This is a genomic window from Streptomyces sp. NPDC053665 (assembly GCF_055585285.1).
In genome coordinates, this window is sequence record NZ_JBVJKK010000001.1 from 568401 (window position 1) to 587274 (window position 18874).

Annotated in this window: 19 protein-coding genes; 9 read left to right on the forward strand and 10 right to left on the reverse strand. The window is 73.2% G+C overall.

Translation table 11 applies throughout. The annotated features are described in order from the left end of the window. Positions 1–69 precede the first annotated feature (69 nt). Positions 70–285, forward strand: coding sequence for a dodecin (locus tag ACZ6ZN_RS02470; RefSeq protein ID WP_451879709.1), 216 nt, complete (start codon positions 70–72; stop codon positions 283–285). Between the two features lie 42 nt (positions 286–327). Here the strand turns inward: ACZ6ZN_RS02470 and ACZ6ZN_RS02475 are convergent, their stop codons facing one another. Further along, positions 328–822, reverse strand: coding sequence for a phosphatase domain-containing protein (locus tag ACZ6ZN_RS02475; RefSeq protein ID WP_469642505.1), 495 nt, complete (start codon positions 820–822; stop codon positions 328–330). A 120-nt stretch (positions 823–942) separates the two neighbouring features. On the opposite strand from ACZ6ZN_RS02475, the gene rpmF reads away from it, so the two are divergent. From rpmF to ACZ6ZN_RS02490, 3 genes are all read left to right on the forward strand, one after another. Next, positions 943–1113, forward strand: coding sequence for a 50S ribosomal protein L32 (rpmF, locus tag ACZ6ZN_RS02480; RefSeq protein WP_398107682.1), 171 nt, complete (start codon positions 943–945; stop codon positions 1111–1113). A 67-nt stretch (positions 1114–1180) separates the two neighbouring features. Beyond that, complete coding sequence (locus ACZ6ZN_RS02485; RefSeq protein ID WP_469642507.1) at positions 1181–2179, forward strand: LLM class flavin-dependent oxidoreductase; 999 nt, start codon at positions 1181–1183, stop codon at positions 2177–2179. 10 nt (positions 2180–2189) lie between these two features. Then, positions 2190–4574, forward strand: coding sequence for an ATP-binding cassette domain-containing protein (locus ACZ6ZN_RS02490; RefSeq protein WP_469642508.1), 2385 nt, complete (start codon positions 2190–2192; stop codon positions 4572–4574). 16 nt (positions 4575–4590) lie between these two features. On the opposite strand, the gene ACZ6ZN_RS02495 is transcribed toward ACZ6ZN_RS02490, so the two are convergent. Beyond that, a complete protein-coding gene (locus ACZ6ZN_RS02495; RefSeq protein ID WP_451879713.1) occupies positions 4591–5406 on the reverse strand; it encodes a lysophospholipid acyltransferase family protein in 816 nt (271 codons plus the stop codon). After that, positions 5403–6170 (reverse strand): GNAT family N-acetyltransferase, encoded by a 768-nt coding sequence (locus tag ACZ6ZN_RS02500; protein WP_451879714.1) that lies wholly within the window; start codon positions 6168–6170, stop codon positions 5403–5405. Before ACZ6ZN_RS02500 ends, ACZ6ZN_RS02495 begins: the two co-directional genes overlap by 4 nt. Positions 6171–6363: 193 nt before the next feature. On the opposite strand from ACZ6ZN_RS02500, the gene ACZ6ZN_RS02505 reads away from it, so the two are divergent. After that, positions 6364–6684 (forward strand): gas vesicle protein GvpO, encoded by a 321-nt coding sequence (locus ACZ6ZN_RS02505; RefSeq protein WP_469642510.1) that lies wholly within the window; start codon positions 6364–6366, stop codon positions 6682–6684. A 93-nt stretch (positions 6685–6777) separates the two neighbouring features. Here the strand turns inward: ACZ6ZN_RS02505 and ACZ6ZN_RS02510 are convergent, their stop codons facing one another. From ACZ6ZN_RS02510 to ACZ6ZN_RS02520, 3 genes are read right to left on the reverse strand one after another with little or no spacing between them, the layout of a single operon-like run. After that, positions 6778–7524 (reverse strand): succinate dehydrogenase/fumarate reductase iron-sulfur subunit, encoded by a 747-nt coding sequence (locus tag ACZ6ZN_RS02510; RefSeq protein ID WP_398107688.1) that lies wholly within the window; start codon positions 7522–7524, stop codon positions 6778–6780. Further along, the gene (locus ACZ6ZN_RS02515; protein ID WP_469642513.1) at positions 7521–9470 is read right to left on the reverse strand and encodes a fumarate reductase/succinate dehydrogenase flavoprotein subunit; all 1950 of its coding nucleotides are present in this window, start codon (positions 9468–9470) and stop codon (positions 7521–7523) included. Before ACZ6ZN_RS02515 ends, ACZ6ZN_RS02510 begins: the two co-directional genes overlap by 4 nt. Position 9471: 1 nt before the next feature. Then, positions 9472–10140, reverse strand: a complete 669-nt coding sequence (locus tag ACZ6ZN_RS02520; protein WP_398107937.1) for a succinate dehydrogenase — start codon at positions 10138–10140, stop codon at positions 9472–9474. Between the two features lie 130 nt (positions 10141–10270). On the opposite strand from ACZ6ZN_RS02520, the gene ACZ6ZN_RS02525 reads away from it, so the two are divergent. Continuing rightward, positions 10271–11155 carry a LysR family transcriptional regulator gene (locus tag ACZ6ZN_RS02525; protein ID WP_451879717.1) on the forward strand — a complete coding sequence of 295 codons (885 nt, stop codon included), beginning with the start codon at positions 10271–10273 and terminating at the stop codon, positions 11153–11155. A gap of 131 nt (positions 11156–11286) precedes the next feature. Here the strand turns inward: ACZ6ZN_RS02525 and ACZ6ZN_RS02530 are convergent, their stop codons facing one another. The 3 genes from ACZ6ZN_RS02530 to ACZ6ZN_RS02540 form a co-directional block, all read right to left on the reverse strand. Next, the gene (locus tag ACZ6ZN_RS02530; RefSeq protein ID WP_398107691.1) at positions 11287–13428 is read right to left on the reverse strand and encodes a putative bifunctional diguanylate cyclase/phosphodiesterase; all 2142 of its coding nucleotides are present in this window, start codon (positions 13426–13428) and stop codon (positions 11287–11289) included. Continuing rightward, positions 13425–14237, reverse strand: coding sequence for an SAM-dependent methyltransferase (locus ACZ6ZN_RS02535; RefSeq protein WP_451879718.1), 813 nt, complete (start codon positions 14235–14237; stop codon positions 13425–13427). The genes ACZ6ZN_RS02530 and ACZ6ZN_RS02535 overlap by 4 nt, the downstream gene beginning before the upstream one ends. A 274-nt stretch (positions 14238–14511) precedes the next feature. Next, a complete protein-coding gene (locus tag ACZ6ZN_RS02540) occupies positions 14512–15492 on the reverse strand; it encodes an SCO0930 family lipoprotein (RefSeq protein WP_451879719.1) in 981 nt (326 codons plus the stop codon). Positions 15493–16336: 844 nt separating this feature from the next. On the opposite strand from ACZ6ZN_RS02540, the gene ACZ6ZN_RS02545 reads away from it, so the two are divergent. From ACZ6ZN_RS02545 to ACZ6ZN_RS02555, 3 genes are all read left to right on the forward strand, one after another. Further along, complete coding sequence (locus ACZ6ZN_RS02545) at positions 16337–16468, forward strand: hypothetical protein (RefSeq protein WP_333936356.1); 132 nt, start codon at positions 16337–16339, stop codon at positions 16466–16468. A 21-nt stretch (positions 16469–16489) separates the two neighbouring features. Next, positions 16490–17254, forward strand: a complete 765-nt coding sequence (locus ACZ6ZN_RS02550) for a bestrophin-like domain (RefSeq protein ID WP_469642516.1) — start codon at positions 16490–16492, stop codon at positions 17252–17254. 227 nt (positions 17255–17481) lie between these two features. After that, positions 17482–18015, forward strand: a complete 534-nt coding sequence (locus tag ACZ6ZN_RS02555; protein ID WP_451879721.1) for a hypothetical protein — start codon at positions 17482–17484, stop codon at positions 18013–18015. A 110-nt stretch (positions 18016–18125) separates the two neighbouring features. Here the strand turns inward: ACZ6ZN_RS02555 and ACZ6ZN_RS02560 are convergent, their stop codons facing one another. Next, complete coding sequence (locus ACZ6ZN_RS02560; protein ID WP_451879722.1) at positions 18126–18785, reverse strand: hypothetical protein; 660 nt, start codon at positions 18783–18785, stop codon at positions 18126–18128. Positions 18786–18874: the final 89 nt, after the last annotated feature.

Sequence of the window (18874 nt, forward strand, 5' to 3'; positions counted from 1 at the left end):
GCTTCGCCGCCCCGTGGGGCACGGTGGAGTGACGCGTGGCACACCCGTCACTGGAAGAGGAGCAGCGGCATGTCGCACCACACCTACCGGGTCACCGAGATCGTCGGCACCTCGCACGAGGGCGTCGACCAGGCCATCCGCAACGGCGTCGAGCGGGCGTCGCAGACCCTGCGCAACCTGGACTGGTTCGAGGTGACCCAGGTACGCGGCCAGCTCGAGGAGGGGCAGATCGCGCACTGGCAGGTGGGCCTCAAGGTGGGCTTCCGCCTCGAGGACTCGGAGTAGCCCGCCTCCCGGGGGGGGGCAGGGGCGCTCCCGCGGCTGCCGTCAGGTGCGTCCCTCCCGCTCCTGGGCCGCCTTCATCTCGGCGGAGCGGGCCGCCCAGTCGGCCCGCAGGACGGTGAAGCCGGCGCGCCGGGCGTCCTCGCAGACCAGTTCGTCGTCGTCGACGAGGACCCGGATCTCGCGGGTGCGGGCCAGCCGCCGCAGGGTCTGCAGCTTGGTGAACCGGGCGGGCCTGCGGTCGGCGTCCCCGCGCATGTGGAGCCGTCCCTCGGGCAGTCCCTGGGCGGCCAGCCAGTCCAGCGTGTCCTGCCGGCAGCGCTCGGGCCGCCCCGTGAGGTAGACGATCTCGCACTGGCGCACGTACTCCGCGACCAGCGCGACGCCCTCCATGAGCGGCCCGTCCTGCGGCGCCGCCGAGAAGAAGCCGTCCCAGTCCTTGGGGCGGCTCTCCAGGAAGTGCTGCCGGTGCGCGGTGTCGGCGAGGGTGTTGTCGAGATCGAACACGGCCAGGGGGTTCTTGCGGGGGTCGTCGCTCACACGCCCACCTTAGGACTCCGGCCGGGGGACGCACATCGACCCCTTTTTGCGTATGGGATTCATTTTCAGGTAGCGTCTCGGCGGGCCGCCCGCCCGGGCGGTGTCCCGAGGAGGAGTCCCATGGCTGTCCCGAAGCGGAAGACGTCCCGCAGCAACACCCGCCACCGCCGCGCCAGGTGGAAGGCCACCGCCCCCACGCTGGTGCCGGTCACCGTCGACGGGGTCCGCCACCTCGTCCCGCAACACCTTCTCCGGGCATACGAGCGCGGGCTGCTGCGCCCCGAGGGCTGACCCGCCCCGGGAGCGGCCGTCGGGGCGGAGCCGGGAATGCCGCGGGCCGGGAGGCGTTGACACCGGTGTGAGCTCCCTGATCGCCTCGGCCCGCTTCTCCGTCCTGGACCGCTCCCGCACCCGGGAGGGGCACACCCATCCCGAAGCGCTGCGGGACACGGTGCGGTTCGCGCGCGAGATGGAGCGGCTCGGCTACCACCGGTTCTGGGTGTCGGAGCACCACGGGGTGCCCGGGGTCGCCGGATCGGCGCCGACCGTCCTGGCCGCGGCCGTCGCGGGCGCCACCCGGACCATCCGGGTCGGCACCGGCGGGGTGATGCTGCCCAACCACCGGCCCCTGGTCGTCGCCGAGCAGTTCGGGGTGCTGGAGTCGCTGCACCCCGGGCGCATCGACATGGGCCTCGGCCGCTCCGTCGGGTTCACGGACGGGGTGCGCAGGGCCCTGGGCCGCGGCAAGGACGACGCCGAGGACTTCGAGGGGCAGGTGCGGGAGCTGCTCGGCTGGTTCCGGGGCACCTCCCCCACAGGCGTGCACGCCCGCCCGGCCGAAGGGCTGGCCGTGCCGCCGTTCGTCCTGGCCATGGGTGAGGGCGCCGCCGTCGCCGCCCGGCTCGGGCTGCCCATGGTGATCGGCGACCTGCGCAACCGGGACAGGATGCGGCGCGGCATCGACCACTACCGCGCCCACTTCCGCCCCTCCCCCTGGGCGGCCGAGCCCTACGTGGTCGTCTCCGGGACGGTGGCCGTGGCCGCGACCCCCAAGGAGGCCCGGCGGCTGCTGGTCCCCGAGGCCTGGTCGATGGCGTACTCCCGCACGCACGGCACCTTCCCGCCGCTGCCGCCCGCCGAGCGCGTCGAGGCGCGCAGCATGACCGCCAAGGAGCGCGACCTGTACGAGTCCGGCCTGACCGGTCACCTCGCCGGCACGCAGGAGCAGGTCGCGCACGAACTGGAGTCGGTGCTGAAGGAGACCGGCGCCCAGGAGGTCCTGGTCACCACCAGCACCCACGACCGCGACGCCCTGCTGGACTCCTACCGGCGGCTGGCCGCGATCACCTCGGGCTAGAGTCGCGGACATGCACGACCCCGACCGCCCCCACGTCCCCCACGCCCCCGACGTCCTCGACGTCCCCCACGATCCGTACGTCCGTGTGCGGGGAGCACGCGAGCACAACCTGCGGGGCGTGGACGTGGACATCCCGCGGGACGTGCTGGCCGTGTTCACCGGCGTGTCCGGCTCGGGGAAGTCGTCGCTGGCGTTCGGCACGATCTACGCGGAGGCGCAGCGCCGGTACTTCGAGTCGGTCGCCCCGTACGCGCGCCGGCTGATCCACCAGGTGGGCGCGCCGAAGGTCGCGGAGATCACCGGTCTGCCGCCCGCCGTGTCGCTCCAGCAGCGCCGCGCCGCCCCCACCTCGCGCTCCTCGGTCGGCACCGTCACCAACCTCTCCAACTCCCTGCGCATGCTGTTCTCCCGCGCCGGCAGCTACCCGCCGGGGGCCGAGCGGCTCGACTCCGACGCGTTCTCGCCCAACACGGCCGCCGGCGCCTGCCCGGAGTGCCATGGTCTGGGGCGGGTGCACCGGACGAGCGAGGACCTGCTCGTCCCCGACCCGTCGCTGTCGATCCGCGAGGGCGCGATCGCCGCCTGGCCGGGCGCCTGGCAGGGCAAGAACCTGCGGGACATCCTCGACGCGCTCGGCCACGACGTGGACCGGCCGTGGCGGGAGCTGCCCGCGCAGGCCCGGCAGTGGATCCTGTTCACGGACGAGCAGCCGGTGGTGACCGTGCACCCGGTCCGGGACGCCGACCGCATCCAACGGCCGTACCAGGGCACCTACATGAGCGCCCACCGGTACGTGATGAAGACCTTCTCGGACTCCCGGAGCCCGGCCCTGCGGGCGAAGGCCGAGCGGTTCCTGACCAGTGCGCCCTGCCCGGCCTGCGGCGGGAGCCGGCTGCGGCCCGAGGCGCTGGCGGTGACGGTCGGCGGACGGACCATCGCCGAGCTGGCGGCCCTGCCCCTGGTGGAACTGGCCGCCGCACTCGACGCGCGTTCCGAGGCGGGCAAGGTCCTCACCGACGACCTGCGCTCCCGGATCGCACCCGTCGTCGAACTCGGCCTCGGCTACCTCAGCCTGGACCGGGCCACCCCGACGCTGTCCGCCGGCGAGCTGCAACGCCTGCGCCTGGCCACCCAGTTGCGCTCCGGCCTGTTCGGTGTCGTGTACGTCCTCGACGAGCCGTCGGCCGGGCTGCACCCGGCCGACACCGAGGCGCTGATCACCGTGCTGGAACGGCTGAGGGCCGCCGGGAACTCGGTGTTCGTGGTGGAGCACCACCTCGACGTCGTGCGGGGCGCCGACTGGCTGGTGGACGTCGGGCCGCGGGCGGGCGAGCACGGCGGGCGGGTCCTGCACAGCGGTCCCGTCGCCGGGCTGGCCGCCGTGGCCGAGTCGGCGACGGCCCGCTACCTCTTCGACCGCTCCCCCGTTCCCGCCCGGCCGGTCCGCACCCCGAGCGGCCTGCTGACGATCGGGCCGGTCACCCGGCACAACCTGCGGGGCGGGACCGCCGAGTTCCCCCTCGGCGTGTTCACCGCGGTCACCGGTGTGTCCGGCTCGGGCAAGTCCACCCTCATCGGCGAGATCGGCGAGGACACCGAGGGAGTGGGCCGGCTGGTGTCGGTCGACCAGAAGCCGATCGGCCGCACCCCGCGCTCCAACCTCGCCACCTACACCGGCCTGTTCGACGTCGTGCGCAAGGTGTTCGCGGCCACCGACGAGGCACGGGCCCGGGGGTACGGTGTCGGCCGGTTCTCCTTCAACGTCGCCGGCGGGCGCTGCGAGACCTGCCAGGGCGAGGGGTTCGTCAGCGTGGAGCTGCTCTTCCTGCCCAGCACGTACGCACCGTGCCCGGACTGCGCGGGGGCGCGGTACAACCCCCCGACCCTGGAGGTGACGTACCGGGGACGCAGCATCGCGCAGGTGCTGGATCTGACGGTGGAGGGCGCCGCGGAGTTCTTCGCGGACACCCCGGCCGTGGCCAGGAGTCTTCGCACCCTGCTCGACGTGGGGCTGGGCTATCTGCGCCTCGGGCAGCCCGCGACGGAGCTGTCCGGCGGTGAGGCGCAGCGCATCAAGCTGGCGAGCGAACTCCAGCGCGGCAGGCGCGGCCACACGCTCTACCTGCTCGACGAGCCCACCACGGGCCTGCACCCGGCCGATGTGGACGTCCTGATGCGCCAGTTGCACGGCCTGGTCGACGCCGGGAACACCGTGATCGTCGTGGAGCACGACATGTCCGTCGTGGCGGGCGCGGACTGGGTGGTCGACCTGGGCCCGGGCGGCGGTGACGCGGGCGGGCGGATCGTGGCGGCCGGGCCTCCGTCGCGGGTGGCGGCCGCGCCGGGCAGCCGGACCGCCCCGTACCTGTCCCGCACGCTGTCGGGCACCCCGTAGCCGGGCCGGTCCTTCCCTACGCGACGAGCACCGCATGCGTCCCGGCGGGTGCCGGCCCGGGGTGCTGCTGCGCCGCGCGGGCGAGTGCGCGGCGGTCGGGAACACCGCCCGGGGGGATCGCGGGCCGCACCTCGACCTCCGCGACGAGGCCGCGGGAGGTCAGCACCCGCCACACGGAGGCGATCAGCGTGTCGTCGCCGACGAACGCGGGGGCGGTGCAGGCCGTCGCGGGACCGAGCCGGTAGGCGATCCGTACCGGCTGGACGGGCACACCGGCGTCCAGGGCCGCCTGGAAGACGGCCCGGCGGAAGGGGCCCTGGGCCCGGCCGCACCAGGTGCTGCCCTCGGGGAAGGCCGCGACCGCGGCGCCCTCGCGCAGCGCGCCGGCGATGCGGGCGACGGTGTCCGGCAGGGCGCGCAGCCGGTCCCGGTCGATGAACAGGGTGCCGCCGCGCGCGGCCAGCGCACCGGCGAGGGGCCAGTGCCGCACCTCCGTCTTGGCCAGCATCCGGGCGGGGCGGACCGCGGCCAGCAGCGGGACGTCCAGCCAGGAGATGTGGTTGGCGACCAGCAGCAGCCCCCCGGCGGGGGCGGGGCCGCCGGTGATGCGGACCCGTACCCCCGCGGCCCGCACGATCCACCGGCACCACCGCCGCACGGCGGCCTCCGGCAGCCGCGCGGCGAGCGGGGACAGGGCCGCACCGGCCAGGAGCAGCAGGGCCACGCCGGTCAGCCGCAGCACGGCGCGCGGGACGGCCCGGGCGGCCGCCGGCGTCGTCTCCACGCAGGCCCGGGGCGAGCAGGGCGCGGTGGGCAGCCAGGCGCTCGTCACGCGGGGGCGAGGGAGAGGAAGTGCTTCAGGTAGCGGGGGTCGACCCGGCTCATCGGCAGCAGCACGAACAGATCGGCCACGCCGAAGTCCGGGTCGTGGGCGGGCGCGCCGCACACCCAGGCGCCGAGGCGCAGGTATCCGCGCAGCAGGGCGGGGAGTTCGACCCGGGCGGCCGGTGCCGGACCGGGCGTCCAGGGCAGCAGCGGACGGACCCGCAGCTCGGGCGGCGACAGGTGCCTGGTGCTCACCCGGTCCCAGGCGGCGGAGGCGAGCGTGCCGCCGTCGGCCAGCGGGACGGAGCAGCACCCGGCGAGCCACTCGTGGCCCCGGTCGGCCATGTAGCGGGCGATGCCGGCCCAGATGAGGCCGATGACGGCGCCGCCGCGGTGGTCCGGGTGGACGCAGGAGCGGCCGACCTCGACCAGCTGCGACCGTATGCCGTCCAGTGCGGCGAGGTCGAACTCGCCCTCGCCGTACAGCCGTCCGGCGACGGCCGCGCGTTCCGGCGGCAGCAGCCGGTAGGTGCCGACGACCTGCCCGGTGGTCTCCTCGCGCACGAGGAGGTGGTCGCAGTAGGCGTCGAACGCGTCGGTGTCCAGGCCGGGTTGCGGGCCGGGGAGCAGCGCGCCCAGCTCCCCGGCGAAGACGTCGTGCCGCAGCCGCTGGGCGGCGCGCACGTCGTCCTCGGTCCGGGCGAGACGGACGGTGTAGCGGGCGGGGGCCGTGGGCTGGGCGGGGCGTTCGACGGTCAGTGCGCCGGTCATGGCTTCTCCTGGTCACGGGCCGGGGGCGGCGGGCGGTGCCGCCGTTCCCTGTTGTCCCGATCCCGGCTGACCGCCGCGTGTCGCGGGCGGGGAGCGGGGATGTGGGGTTGCTGAACGGCTCACCTCCGCGGGCGGGGCCCGGATGGCCCAGCAGCACACGCGCGCGTGCGCCGCCCGGGCGAGAGTGGGGCACATGACAGAACCCAAGGGCCGGAAGCGGGAGGGCGGTTCGCCATCCGCCGGGCGCCGGCCGGCCGTGCGCGGGGCCGGGGACGCCGCCCGGCGTGCCGCCCGGGCGCTGACCGAGCTGATCGGCCGGCGCCTGGAAGGAGTCTCCGCGGTGCGCCCCGGCGAGGACGGCGGCTGGATCGTCGACGTCGACGTGCTGGAACTGGCACGCGTCCCCGACACCACCAGTCTGCTCGCCACGTACCGGGTGGAGCTGGACCGGGAGGGTGAGATGGTGCAGTACCGCCGGGTTGCGCGCTACTGGCGCGGCGCCCGGGACCGGTGACGACCGCCCCCGGTCACGAGACGGGACCGGGAGGAGCACCTCTCCCGGTCCCGCCCGTCCGCACTCACCGGCGAACGCTTCGATGCCGTCCCGCTACCGCTTCACCTTCCGCGCCGCCCGCAGCCACTCCTTGTTCATGCTGGTGATGGACATGAGCGGAATCCCCTTGGGGCAGGCGGTGGCGCACTCCCCGGCGAGGGTGCAGCCGCCGAACCCCTCGTCGTCCATCTGCTCCACCATGTCCAGCACCCGCGTCTCGCGCTCGGGCGCCCCCTGCGGCAGCACGTTGAGATGGTTGATCTTGGCGGAGGTGAAGAGCATGGCCGCGCCGTTGGGGCAGGCCGCCACGCACGCCCCGCAGCCGATGCACTCGGCGTGCTCGAAGGCGAGGTCGGCGTCGGGCTTGGGCACGGGCGTGGCGTGGGCCTCGGGTGCCGAGCCGGTCGGGGCGGTGATGTATCCCCCGGCCTGGATGATCCGGTCGAGGGCCGACCGGTCCACGACGAGGTCCTTGATCACCGGGAAGGCGGACGCCCGCCACGGCTCGACGTCGATGGTGTCGCCGTCCCGGAAGGACCGCATGTGCAGCTGGCAGGTGGTGGTGCGCTCGGGTCCGTGCGCGTCGCCGTTGATGACGAGCGAGCACGCGCCGCAGATGCCCTCGCGGCAGTCGTGGTCGAAGGCGACGGGGTCCTCGCCCTGGACGATGAGTTCCTCGTTGAGCGTGTCGAGCATCTCCAGGAAGGACATGTCGGGCGAGATCCCGTCCACCTCGTACGTGGACATCGTGCCGTCGGCGTCGGCGTTCTTCTGCCGCCAGACGCGCAGGGTGAGCTTCATGCGTAGCTCCGCTGGGTGGGGTGGACGTACTCGAAGACCAGGTCTTCCTTGTGCAGGACCGGTGCCTCGCCGGTGCCGGTGAACTCCCAGGCGGCCGCGTACGCGAACTCCTCGTCCCGGCGGGCGGCCTCGCCGTCGGGTGTCTGGGACTCCTCGCGGAAGTGGCCGCCGCAGGACTCCTCGCGGTGCAGGGCGTCGAGGCACATCAGCTCGGCCAGTTCCAGGTAGTCGACGATGCGGTTGGCCTTCTCCAGCGACTGGTTGAACTCCTCGCCGGTGCCGGGAACCCTGATGCGCCGCCAGAACTCCTCGCGGATCTGCGGGATGCGCTCCAGGGCCTTGCGCAGACCCGCGTCGCTGCGCGCCATGCCGCAGAACTCCCACATCAGTTCGCCCAGTTCGCGGTGGAAGGAGTCGGGGGTGCGGTCGCCCTCGACGGACAGCAGCAGGTTCAGCCGGTCCTGGGTCTCGGCCAGCGCCTCCTGGACGACGGGGTGTTCGTCGTCCACCGTGTCGTGGTGGGGGTTGCGGGCCAGGTAGTCGTTGATGGTCGCCGGCAGCACGAAGTAGCCGTCGGCCAGGCCCTGCATCAGGGCCGAGGCGCCGAGCCGGTTGGCCCCGTGGTCGGAGAAGTTGGCCTCGCCGATGGCGAACAGCCCGGGGACCGTGGTCTGCAGGTCGTAGTCGACCCACAGTCCGCCCATCGTGTAGTGCACGGCCGGGTAGATCCGCATGGGCACCCGGTACGGATCCTCGTCGGTGATCCGCTGGTACATGTCGAAGAGGTTGCCGTACTTGGCCTCGACGGCCTGGCGGCCCATGCGGGCGATGGCGTCGGCGAAGTCGAGGTAGACGCCCTGCCCGCCGGGGCCGACGCCGCGTCCCTCGTCGCAGACGTTCTTCGCGGCGCGGGAGGCGATGTCGCGCGGCACGAGGTTGCCGAAGGACGGGTAGATGCGCTCCAGGTAGTAGTCGCGCTCGTCCTCGGGGATCTCGGCCGGCGGCCGATTGTCGCCCTTGGCCTTCGGCACCCAGATGCGGCCGTCGTTGCGCAGCGACTCGCTCATCAGCGTCAGCTTGGACTGGTGGTCGCCGGTGCGCGGGATGCAGGTGGGGTGGATCTGTGTGAAGCAGGGGTTGGCGAAGTGGGCGCCGCGCCGGTGGGCCCGCCAGATCGCGGTGGCGTTGGAGTTCATGGCGTTCGTCGACAGGTAGAAGACGTTGCCGTAGCCGCCGGAGGCCAGCACCACCGCGTCCGCGAAGTAGGTGTCGATCTTCCCGGTGATCAGGTCCCTGGCCACGATGCCGCGCGCCCGCCCGTCGACGACGATCAGGTCGAGCATCTCGGTGCGGGGGTGCATCTCCACGTTGCCCGCGGCGATCTGCCGGCTGAGGGCCTGGTAGGCGCCGAGGAGGAGCTGCTGGCCCGTCTGGCCGCGGGCGTAGAAGGTGCGGGACACCTGCACGCCGCCGAACGAGCGGGTGTCGAGCAGTCCGCCGTACTCGCGGGCGAAGGGCACGCCCTGGGCGACGCACTGGTCGATGATCTCGACCGAGATCTGGGCGAGGCGGTGCACGTTGGACTCGCGGGCGCGGAAGTCGCCGCCCTTGACGGTGTCGTAGAACAGCCGGTGGACGGAGTCGCCGTCGTTGCGGTAGTTCTTCGCGGCGTTGATGCCGCCCTGTGCGGCGATGGAGTGGGCGCGGCGGGGCGAGTCCTGGTAGCAGAACTGGACGACGTGGTAGCCCTGTTCGGCGAGGGTGGCCCCGGCGGAGCCGCCGGCGAGACCGGTGCCCACGACGATCACGGTGTGCTTGCGCCGGTTGGCGGGGTTGACCAGCTTCGCCTCGAAGCGGCGCCTGTCCCAGCGTTCTTGGACGGGGCCGGCCGGGGCCTTGGTGTCGGTGACCGGCTCCCCGGTCGTGTAGTCGGCGTAGGAAGTCATGTCAGCTCACCACTCCGGTCATGACGCCCACGGGGACGGCGATGAAGCCGGCCGTGAGCAGCAGCGCGAGGACGTCGGCAGCGGCCTTCAGGGCACGGTCGCGGGTGCGGCTGCCGGCGCCGAGGGTCTGTGCGGCGCTCCAGAAGCCGTGCCGCACGTGCAGGCCGAGCGCGAGCATCGCGACGATGTAGACGACGTTGCCGTACCAGGTGGAGAAGGTGTCCACGACGTTCTGGTACGGATGGCCGGGCCGGAAGCCGGGGTGCACCGTGCCGGTCGTCAGGTCGAGCAGGTGCCAGACGATGAACAGCCCGAGGATGACCCCGCCCCACCGCATGGTGCGGGTGGCGTAGGAGGCCCGCGGTTTCCGGTGCGCGTACTTGCTCGGCCGGGCCCGGATGTCGCGGCGGCTGAGCTGGTACGCGCACACCGCATGGGCCACGACGGCGATCACGAGGACGACGCGGATCAGCCAGAGCGTCCACTCGTAGTGCATGAACGGCTCGCCGACGGTGCGCAGCCAGTGGGCGTAGTGGTCGAACTCGCCGGCCCCGAAGAAGATCTTCAGGTTTCCGATCATGTGGGCGACCAGGTACAGCAGCATGATCAGGCCGCTGACCGCCATCACGGTCTTCTTGCCGACGGTGGAGTCCCACACGGTGCGTGCCAAGGACGGCCGCCGGTCCGTCCGCGTTGCCAGTGCCATGGCAGGCACGTTAGGCGGACCCATGGGGATCGGTCCAAGACATGGTCCGGCTGGTTTCGATAGCCGTCACCTATCGCGCGTCTATGCTGGGCGTATGCAGTTCCAGCAGCTCCAGTACTTCGTCGCCGTCGCGGAGACCCGGCACTTCACGCGCGCGGCCGATCTGGTCCACGTGGCGCAGCCGTCGCTGTCGCAGCAGATCAAGGCACTGGAGCGGGAACTGGGCGCCGATCTGTTCCTGCGGGCGCGGGGCAACATCACGCTGACGGACGCCGGTGAGGCGCTGCTGCCGCTGGCCCGGCGCATCCTCGCGGACGCGGACACGGCCCGGCACGAGGTGCAGGAGTTGGTGCAGCTGCGTCGGGGCCGGGTCCGGCTCGGGGCCACGCCGAGCCTGTGCACGGGTCTGCTCCCGGACGTGCTGCGGGCCTTCCACGACCGCTACCCCGGCATCCGGCTGCTGATCGAGGAGGGCGGCTCGCACGACCTGGTGCGGGAGCTGGCGCGGGGCGCGCTGGACCTGGCGCTGGTCGTCCTGCCCCTGCCCACGCCCTCCCCCGCCCTGACCACGGTGGAGCTGCTGCGCGAGGACCTGGTGGTGGTCTCCTCACCGGACACGCCCGGGCCCGCGCGAGGCCGGCGCACCGTGCGGATCGCCGACCTGGAGGGCGAGCGTCTGGTGATGTTCCGGCACGGCTACGACCTGCGCGAACTGACCGTGGCCGCATGCCGCGCCGAGGGCTTCGAGCCGGACTTCGCGGTGGAGGGCGGCGAGATGGACGCGGTCCTGGGCTTCGTCCGGGCCGGGCTCGGCGCCGCCGTGGTGCCCCGGATGGTGGCGGCCCGCTCCGGCGGCGGCCTCAGGGTGACCCCGCTGGCCCGGCCGGGCCTGCACCGCACGATCGCGCTCGCCCACCGCAGCGACGTGGCCCCGCCCCGGGCGGCGCGGGAGCTTCAGCGGATGCTGCTGGAGCGGTGAGGCGGTCGCGCCCGGGAGCGCCGCGGTGGTGAACGCCATGAGGGGGTGCGGGACCGTCGTGGTGGTTCGCGCAGTTCCCCGCGCCCCCGAAGGCGCGGTTCCCGCCCCCCCCCCCCCCCCCCCCGGGGCGCTCACCCCGTCGCGTCCACCAGCGCCAGGTCGTGCAGCCGCTCGGGCGGGCCCGGGCGGGCGTAGTACCAGCCCTGGGCCGTGTCGCAGCCGAGGACGCGGAGCTGCTCGGCCTGGGCTCCCGTCTCCACCCCCTCCACCGTCACCGCGAGGTCCAGGCTGTGCGCCAGCGAGACGATCCCCTCGACGATCTTGAGGTCGACGGGGTCCGCGGGGAACTGCTGCATGCTCTGCGTGAAGGAACGGTCGAGCTTCAGGATGCTGACCGGCAGGCGGCGGAGGTTGGCGAGGTTGGAGTAGCCCGTACCGAAGTCGTCCAGGGCGATGTCGACGCCCATCTCGGCCAGCCGCCGCAGCGGCTTCAGCAGGTCGTCGTCCGCCCCGATGAGCGCCGACTCGGTGACCTCCAGGCAGAGCGCGTCCGGGGCGACACCGGTGCGCTCCAGGATGTCGACGGTGTCCTGCACCAGCGCCGGGTGGGTCAGCTGGCACGGCGAGAGGTTGACGTTGATCCGCAGCGGCCCGGCGTCCTCGCCGCCGTGCAGTTCCCGCCACTCCCGGGCCTGCCGCACCGACTGCTCCAGCACCCAGCGCCCCAGCGGCACGATCAGCCCGGTGTGCTCGGCGAGCGGGATGAACCGGTCCGGCCCGAGCACCCCGTGCTGCGGGTGCAGCCAGCGCACCAGCGCCTCCGCGCCCCGCACGCTGCCGTCGCCGAGGTGCACCAGCGGCTGGTACTCGATGAAGAACTCGCCGCGCTCCAGCGCCGTCGGCAGTGCCGTGGTCAGCCCGTGCCGGGTGATGGCGCGGGCGTCGGCCTCCGGGTCGGCCAGCTCCCAGCGGTTGCCGCCCGCCGACTTGGCCCGGTACATGGTGATGTCCGCGCTGCGCAGCACCTCTGCCGGGCTGCGCTCGCCGGCCGGGCCCTCGACGATGCCGATGCTGCCCCGCACGGTCAGCTCACGGCCGTCGACACTGATCGGCGCGAGAAGCGCGTTCATGATGCGCCCGGCGAGCTCGTCGACCTCGCGCTGGGTGTCGGGGCCGGTGGTCAGGGCGACGAACTCGTCGCCGCCGAGCCGCGCGACCATCTCGCCGGGGGCCGTGACACAGGACTGCAGCCGGTCGGCGACCTCCACCAGCAGCCGGTCGCCGGCGGCGTGCCCGAGGCTGTCGTTGACGGTCTTGAACCCGTCCAGGTCGAGGTAGCACAGCCCGAACCGCTGGCCCGCCCCGGCGCCCAGTGCCTTCTCCAGGCGCTCGAAGAAGAACGTGCGGTTCGGCAGCCCGGTCAGCGCGTCGTGGGTCGCCTCGTAGCGCAGCCGCAGGTTCAGCAGCCGGCGCTCGGTGGTGTCCTCCATGAGGGCGAGCTGGTACTGCGGGCTGCCGTCGGCGTCGCGCAGCAGGGAGACCGTCAGGTTGGTCCACAGGACCGTGCCGTCGGGGCGGTAGAACGCCTTCTCCAGGTGGTAGTGCTCCCGTTCGCCGCGGACGAGTTCGTCGTACAGGCGCCAGGTCTGGGGGGCGTCGTCGGGGTGGGTCCACTCCTTGACGCTGCGGGTGCGCAGGACGTGCTCGGAGACGCCGAACATGCGCAGCAGCGCACCGTTGACCTGGAGGATGTTCCCGTCGAGGTCGGCGATGCCGATGCCTATGGCGGCGCCCTCGAACACGGCACGGAACCGCGCCTCGCTCGCGTGCAGGGCCTGCGCCACCACGCCCTGCGCCTCCAGGGCCGCCTGGGCGATGGACTCCTGCTCCGCCAGGGTCCGTTCGCGCAGGGCCCGCGCGAAGCCGGCCGCCATCGCGTGCTGCAAGCGGGAGCACCTGGCCCGCAGGTCCTCCTGGTCGCCGTCGCCGCCGCAGTACAGGACGAGGTAGGCGTCCACGCAGTCCAGGGTGCGGCTGAGCGCCTCGGGGTCGGTGCAGTGCGCGTGCACGAGCTCGGCGCCGACGCTGCGGCCCGCCTCCGCGTCGAAGGCCCGGGCCCGCAGGGCCTCGCTCAACGTCCGCGCCAGCGGCAGCAGGTGCGCCTCGAACTCGGTCCGGGTCGACGACGTCGAGGTGACGGGGAAGACCGCTCGGCTCCAGATCGTCGCGAACCGGCGGAGTCTGTCCTCCGGCCCGTCCGGTTCCGCGGTCACGCCGTACGCCCCACGCCCGCGAACCCGGAGAACGCGTACGGATCCTCGTCCTCCGGTGCGGTGTCGGGCCGCCAGCGCGGCATCGCCACCAGTCCGGGTTCCACCATGTCGTACCCTTCGAAGAACCGCGCGATCTCCTCGCGCGAGCGCATGATCAGCGGGTTGCGGATGTCCTCGTACACGTCCACCGCGCCCCCGGCCCGCTCCGGCGGCAACGGGACCCCCTCGTAGGAGGCGTGGGTGAGCACGAGCATGCTGCCGGGCGCGAGCGCCTCGGTCAGTTCGCGCACCGCCCCGTACGGGTCGTCCTCGTCCTCCACGAAATGCAGTATGGCAACGAGGAGCAGCGCCACTGGCCGATTCAGGTCGATCAGCCGCTCCACCTCGGTACTGCGCAGGATCTCCTGCGGCTTGAGGAGGTCCGCGGCGACGACGCCCGCGTCCTCGTTGCCCTCCAGGACCGCCTGGCTGTGCGCCACGGCCACCGGGTCGTGGTCGACGTACACCACGCGGGCGCCGGGACGGGCGGCCTGCGCCACCTCGTGCACGTTGCCGAAGGTGGGGATGCCGGAGCCGATGTCCAGGAACTGGCCGATGCCCTCGGCGGCCGCGTGGCGCACGGCGCGGCGCATGAACGCCCGGTTCGCCTGCATGATCTTGGGGAGCCCCGGCATGAACTCCATGGCCCTGCGGGCCGCTTCCCGGTCGACCTCGAAGTTGTGTGATCCGCCCAGGTAGTAGTCGTACATCCGGGAGACGCTGGGCACCGAGATGTCGATGCTCCGTGGGGCCCAGGCGGGACGCTCCATCTATCTCTCCAAGGCGTAGGCGATCCGGTGTTCGAGCAGAGGCTACTGATCGCCCGCCAATGGAGCGACCCGAAACGGAAATTGACCATCCGTTCCCGGTCACTGCCTGCGGCACGTGCCGAATTGATACCCGTCCGCATGCCCCATGAACATATGACGCCGCGCGCCCGGAAGATCCCCGGCACGGCAGAAAGGTCCGCCTCTCCGTGGGGTACGGAGAGGCGGACCGGGTCGGCACCCCAGGTGGACGACGAGCAACCCTGGGGAGGTTTCGCTACTTCGCCGGGGCGCCGACCGGCTTCCCGTCGGGCCGGACGGCGTACCAGGTGCCGCCCACGCCCTGGCCGTTGGTGTCACCGGGTGCCTTGTCCCCGGCGAAGGTGTAGATCGGCGAGCAGTTGATCGTCTGCTGCTTGCCCTTGCCGTCGGCCCGGTCGAAGATCATGTAGCCCTTCTTCTGGATGCCCTTGGTGTCGGCGAAGTCGACGGGCTCCACCAGCGGCCACTTCTCCAGGCACGCGCCCTCGCAGTTCGACACGGGCTTGGGCCAGGCCTCGTCCTTCATGAAGCGGTAGACGGTCATGCCGTTCTTGTCGACGACGATCTCGCCGAGCTCGGTGTCCTTGCGGGTGGACAGGCCGGCCAGGTCGCTGGCCCCGCTCCCGCCGTCGCCGGCCCCGCTCCCGCCGCCCTGCGCCTTCTTGCCGTCGGGGGCGAGGGCGTACCACTTGCCGCCCACACCCTGGCCCTTGACGTCACCGGCGTTGACGTCCTTGGCGTAGCGGTAGGCGGGCCAGCCGCCGACCGTGAGCTGCTTGGTGCCGTCGGCACGGGTGACCGAGCCGAGCAGCGACTTGGCGATCCCCTCGCCGGCCTCGGCGTCGTCCGCCGGCACGGGCGGCCACGTCTTGGCGCAGTCGCCGTCGCAGTTCGACTTGGGCGGCTTGTCGGCGTCCTGGTCGAAGCGGTACAGGGTGAGGCCGAGGCTGTCGGTGACGACCTTGCCGATCTCGTCGGCGGTGGAGACCGACAGCTTGCCCGCGGGGTTCGACAGGCCGGACGGGCTGGGCGCGGCCGGCTGGGGGCTCGCGCTGCCGCCCGCGCCGGCGCCGATGCTGCCGTAGTCTCCGGGCGCGGCCGTGGCGCCCACGTTCTGGCTGGCCGCCGGTGGGCTGTCCTGACCGCACGCCGTCGTCAGCGCCAGGACCGCCGCGGCGCTCGCCACGAGTGAGGCGCTCCGCCAGGAGGTCTTCATCGTCAACTCCCCAAGATCACAAGGGTGTTGCAGCGCCCTGCTGCGCCGCCGCACGGCCATGAGTACGCACGGGGGCAGCGGGTGTGTTCAACGGCGGGCCGAATTTCTTTCCGCGGCCCCCGGAAAACCCGACACGCGGCCCTCGGAAAACCCGGCACACACCCCCGGACACCCCGGCACACTCCCGCGGACATCCGCACACGCCTGCGAGCCCCACCGCACACCCGTGCGTCCCGGACGCCGTACGAGGGACGGCCGATCAAACCGATGCGCCACGGATGTCCTCCTTTCGGGGCAATCCCCTTGCGCCCCGGCGCGTCCCGGCGGCACAGGGCTCATGATCTTCGACGTGCATGGATCCCTCTCGAACCAACCCGCCCTTGCCGCACGGGCCTTGGCGGTGGTGACGCTGACCTGGACGCTCGTGGGCGCACCGGCCGGCGTGGCGGAGGCAGACGCCTGCGCGTACGCCTCGACGGGACCGGACGGCGTCGAGGCGGTGGCGATCGCCGGCAGTTGGACCTGGCCGTGTCCCACACCCACCCCGCCCCCACCGCCTCCTCCCCCTCCCCCCTGCGAACCGACGCCCACGCCCACGCCGACGCCCCCTCCGCCGAAGCCGACTCCCACACCGACGCCGAGCCCCACCCCGCCGCCGTCGCCGAAGCCGCCCCCGGTGCCGCCTCCCCCGAAGCCCACGGCGAAGCCCGTACCGCCGCCCGCGCCCGCGCCGCCTCCCGAGGCGCCACCGCCCCGGCCGGCCCCGCGACCGGTGCCGCCGCCACCCGCTCCCCCGGCGCCGGCCCCGTCGGCCACCCCGGCTCCGGCTCCGTCCGCGGCGCCGGTGCACTACCCGCGCTACCGCGCCGCCCCGCCGCGGCCCCGGCCCGCGAACGGCGCCATGTCGCCGCTCACCTTCGTCCTGCTCGTCACGGTGCCCGCGGTGGTCGCCGTCGCCGCGCTCCGCGCGCGCTGATCCCGAACCTGGAGGCACCCCTTGCCGGAATGGCTTGTTCTCACCCTCGCGATGCTGGCCGCCGGTGCCGTGGTGGTCGTCATCACCCTCGTCCGGCACCGCAGGGCGGCCGAGGACGAGGACCCCAGTGAGACCCCGGACGTCATCGAGTACATGACGATGTGGATCGGCGTGGTCTACGCCATCGTCCTGGGACTGGCGATCGCCGGTGTCTGGGAGGGCCGCAGTGCCGCCCAGGACCACGTCCAGGCCGAGGCGACCGCACTGCACGAGATCTCCGAGCGCGTCCGGGTCTACCCGCCCGACGAGCGCGACCGCATCCGGGAGGACGTCCAGGCCTATGTCAGCCACGTCGTCACCACGGAGTGGGACGCCATGGCCGACCGGGGCGAGGTCACCGAGCGCGGCGACGAGCTCTTCGCGCGGATCCGCCAGGACGTCACGGACTACGAACCGGCGACGGACTTCGAGGCGCAGGCCTACCAGCCGCTCGTCGACCAGGTGACCGCGGCCAGCCAGGCGCGGATCTCCCGGGCGGAGTCGACCGGGGAGACCATGCCGGGCGTGGTGTGGTTCGGGCTGGTCGCCGGAGCCGTCGTCACCATCGGGATGATCTTCGTCCTGCAGATCCGCAGAACGGCGCGCGAGCTGATCCTCGCCGGGCTGTTCTCCGCGCTGATCGCCTTCCTGCTGTTCCTGATCTGGGACTTCGACAGCCCGTACAGCAGGGGGGTCGCGGCCTCGGCGGAGCCCTTCCTCAACCTCTTCCCGGGGGCGGGGGACTGACGGCTCCTCCCCCACCACGGGCACCGGCCGGGGGGCGCGCGACACGCCGTCGCCGTCCCCCGGCCGTACGCGCGGCGTTCCCCCGTGCGGCCCACACCGTTCCCCCGTTCGCACTACGGGGATCGCGCACCCGTCCGTGCCTTCCTAGCGTTTCGGGCATCGAGGTGCAGGTGTGACATGAGCGGAACCGGTCCGCGGCTGCGCTTCGAGGACCCGGAGGGAACACCATGCGCGCGATACACGTCGCTTCGGCCGTACTGCTGGGCGCCGGTGCCCTGACCTCCTGCATGCCTCCCGCGGACGCGGCCATGCGGCCCGATTTCCGCTTCGGCGTGGAGCCGTCGGTGGTCGAACCGGGCGGCCGGGTCACCGTGTACGTCGAGCGCAACCACGCCTGCCGGGGGGAGGCGGCGGTCAACTCGCCGGTCTTCGACCTGGTGACGATCCCGCGGCACGAGTCACGGGCCAGGGCCGTGGTCGACCGGGACGCCAGGCCCGGCGCGATCTACGACGTGGAGTTCGCGTGTGACGAGTCGAGCGGCACGGCGCGCCTGACCATCGCCGGGGGCCGTCCGACGCACCACCCCACCGAGCACCCCACTCACCACTCGCGCCACCCGAAGGGCGTGCACGCGGGTGAGGGCGGCACCATCGCCGGGTTCGACGTCCGGAACATCGGCCTGGGCGCGGCGCTGATCGCCGGATCGCTGGGGGCCGCCTACCACTTCTCCCGCCGGCGCACGGACGAGGACGCGGGCTGAGCGAGGTGCGCGTGCCGCGCGGAACGCCGCCCCGGGACCTCCCGGCGAGGGGGGCCCGGGGCGGCGACCGTTCACGTGCGCGCCTCGTGGCGGGGACGGACGCCGAGGCGTCAGGCGTGCCGCTCGGCCCGGCGGCGCATCCAGAAGACACCGCCGCCGACGACCGCCGCGGCCACCAGGCCGCCGCCGATGGCCATGTCGGTCGGGGTGGCGCCGGTGGTGCTGCTGCCGCCGATGCCGCCGCGGACGCCGCCGATGACGGTGAAGGCCTGCGGCTTGGTCAGCGTCCGGCCGTTGCAGGTGACGGTGATGTCGTACGAGCCCGGGCGGGCGTTGCTGTTGATGATGGCGGTGCCCCGCGCGGTGTCGTTGCCGCCGCCGGTGCCCCGCCCGTCGCCGTTGCCGCCGGTGCCCCGCCCGTCCCCGTTGCCGCCGGTGCCCCGTCCGTCCCCGTTGCCGCCGAAGCCCTGACCGTCGCCGTTGCCGCCGGTGCCCCGACCGTCCCCGTTGCCACCGCCGCTCCGGTCGCTCTCGTTCCCCTTGCCGCCGTGGTGGACGGGCGACAGCCGGGTCGGCGCGAAGGCGTTGGAGGTCGCCGTACCGCCGTTGCGGCAGCCGTCGACGGTGATGGTCAGCTGCCCGCCCCGGGCGATGACGCCGGGCAGGGCGACGATGTTGCTGGGGGTGTCCCACGCCATGGCCGCGGGAGCCGACAGACCGAGGGCGGCCACTGCCGCGCCGGCCACCGCCAGAGCACGAGTGTTACGCATGTGATCCTCCGCGGAAGACGCCCCGGGACCCGTTCCCCGGTAGATCGGCGAGAAAGCGCCTCCCAGAAAGACAGTCAGTTGCCGCGCCC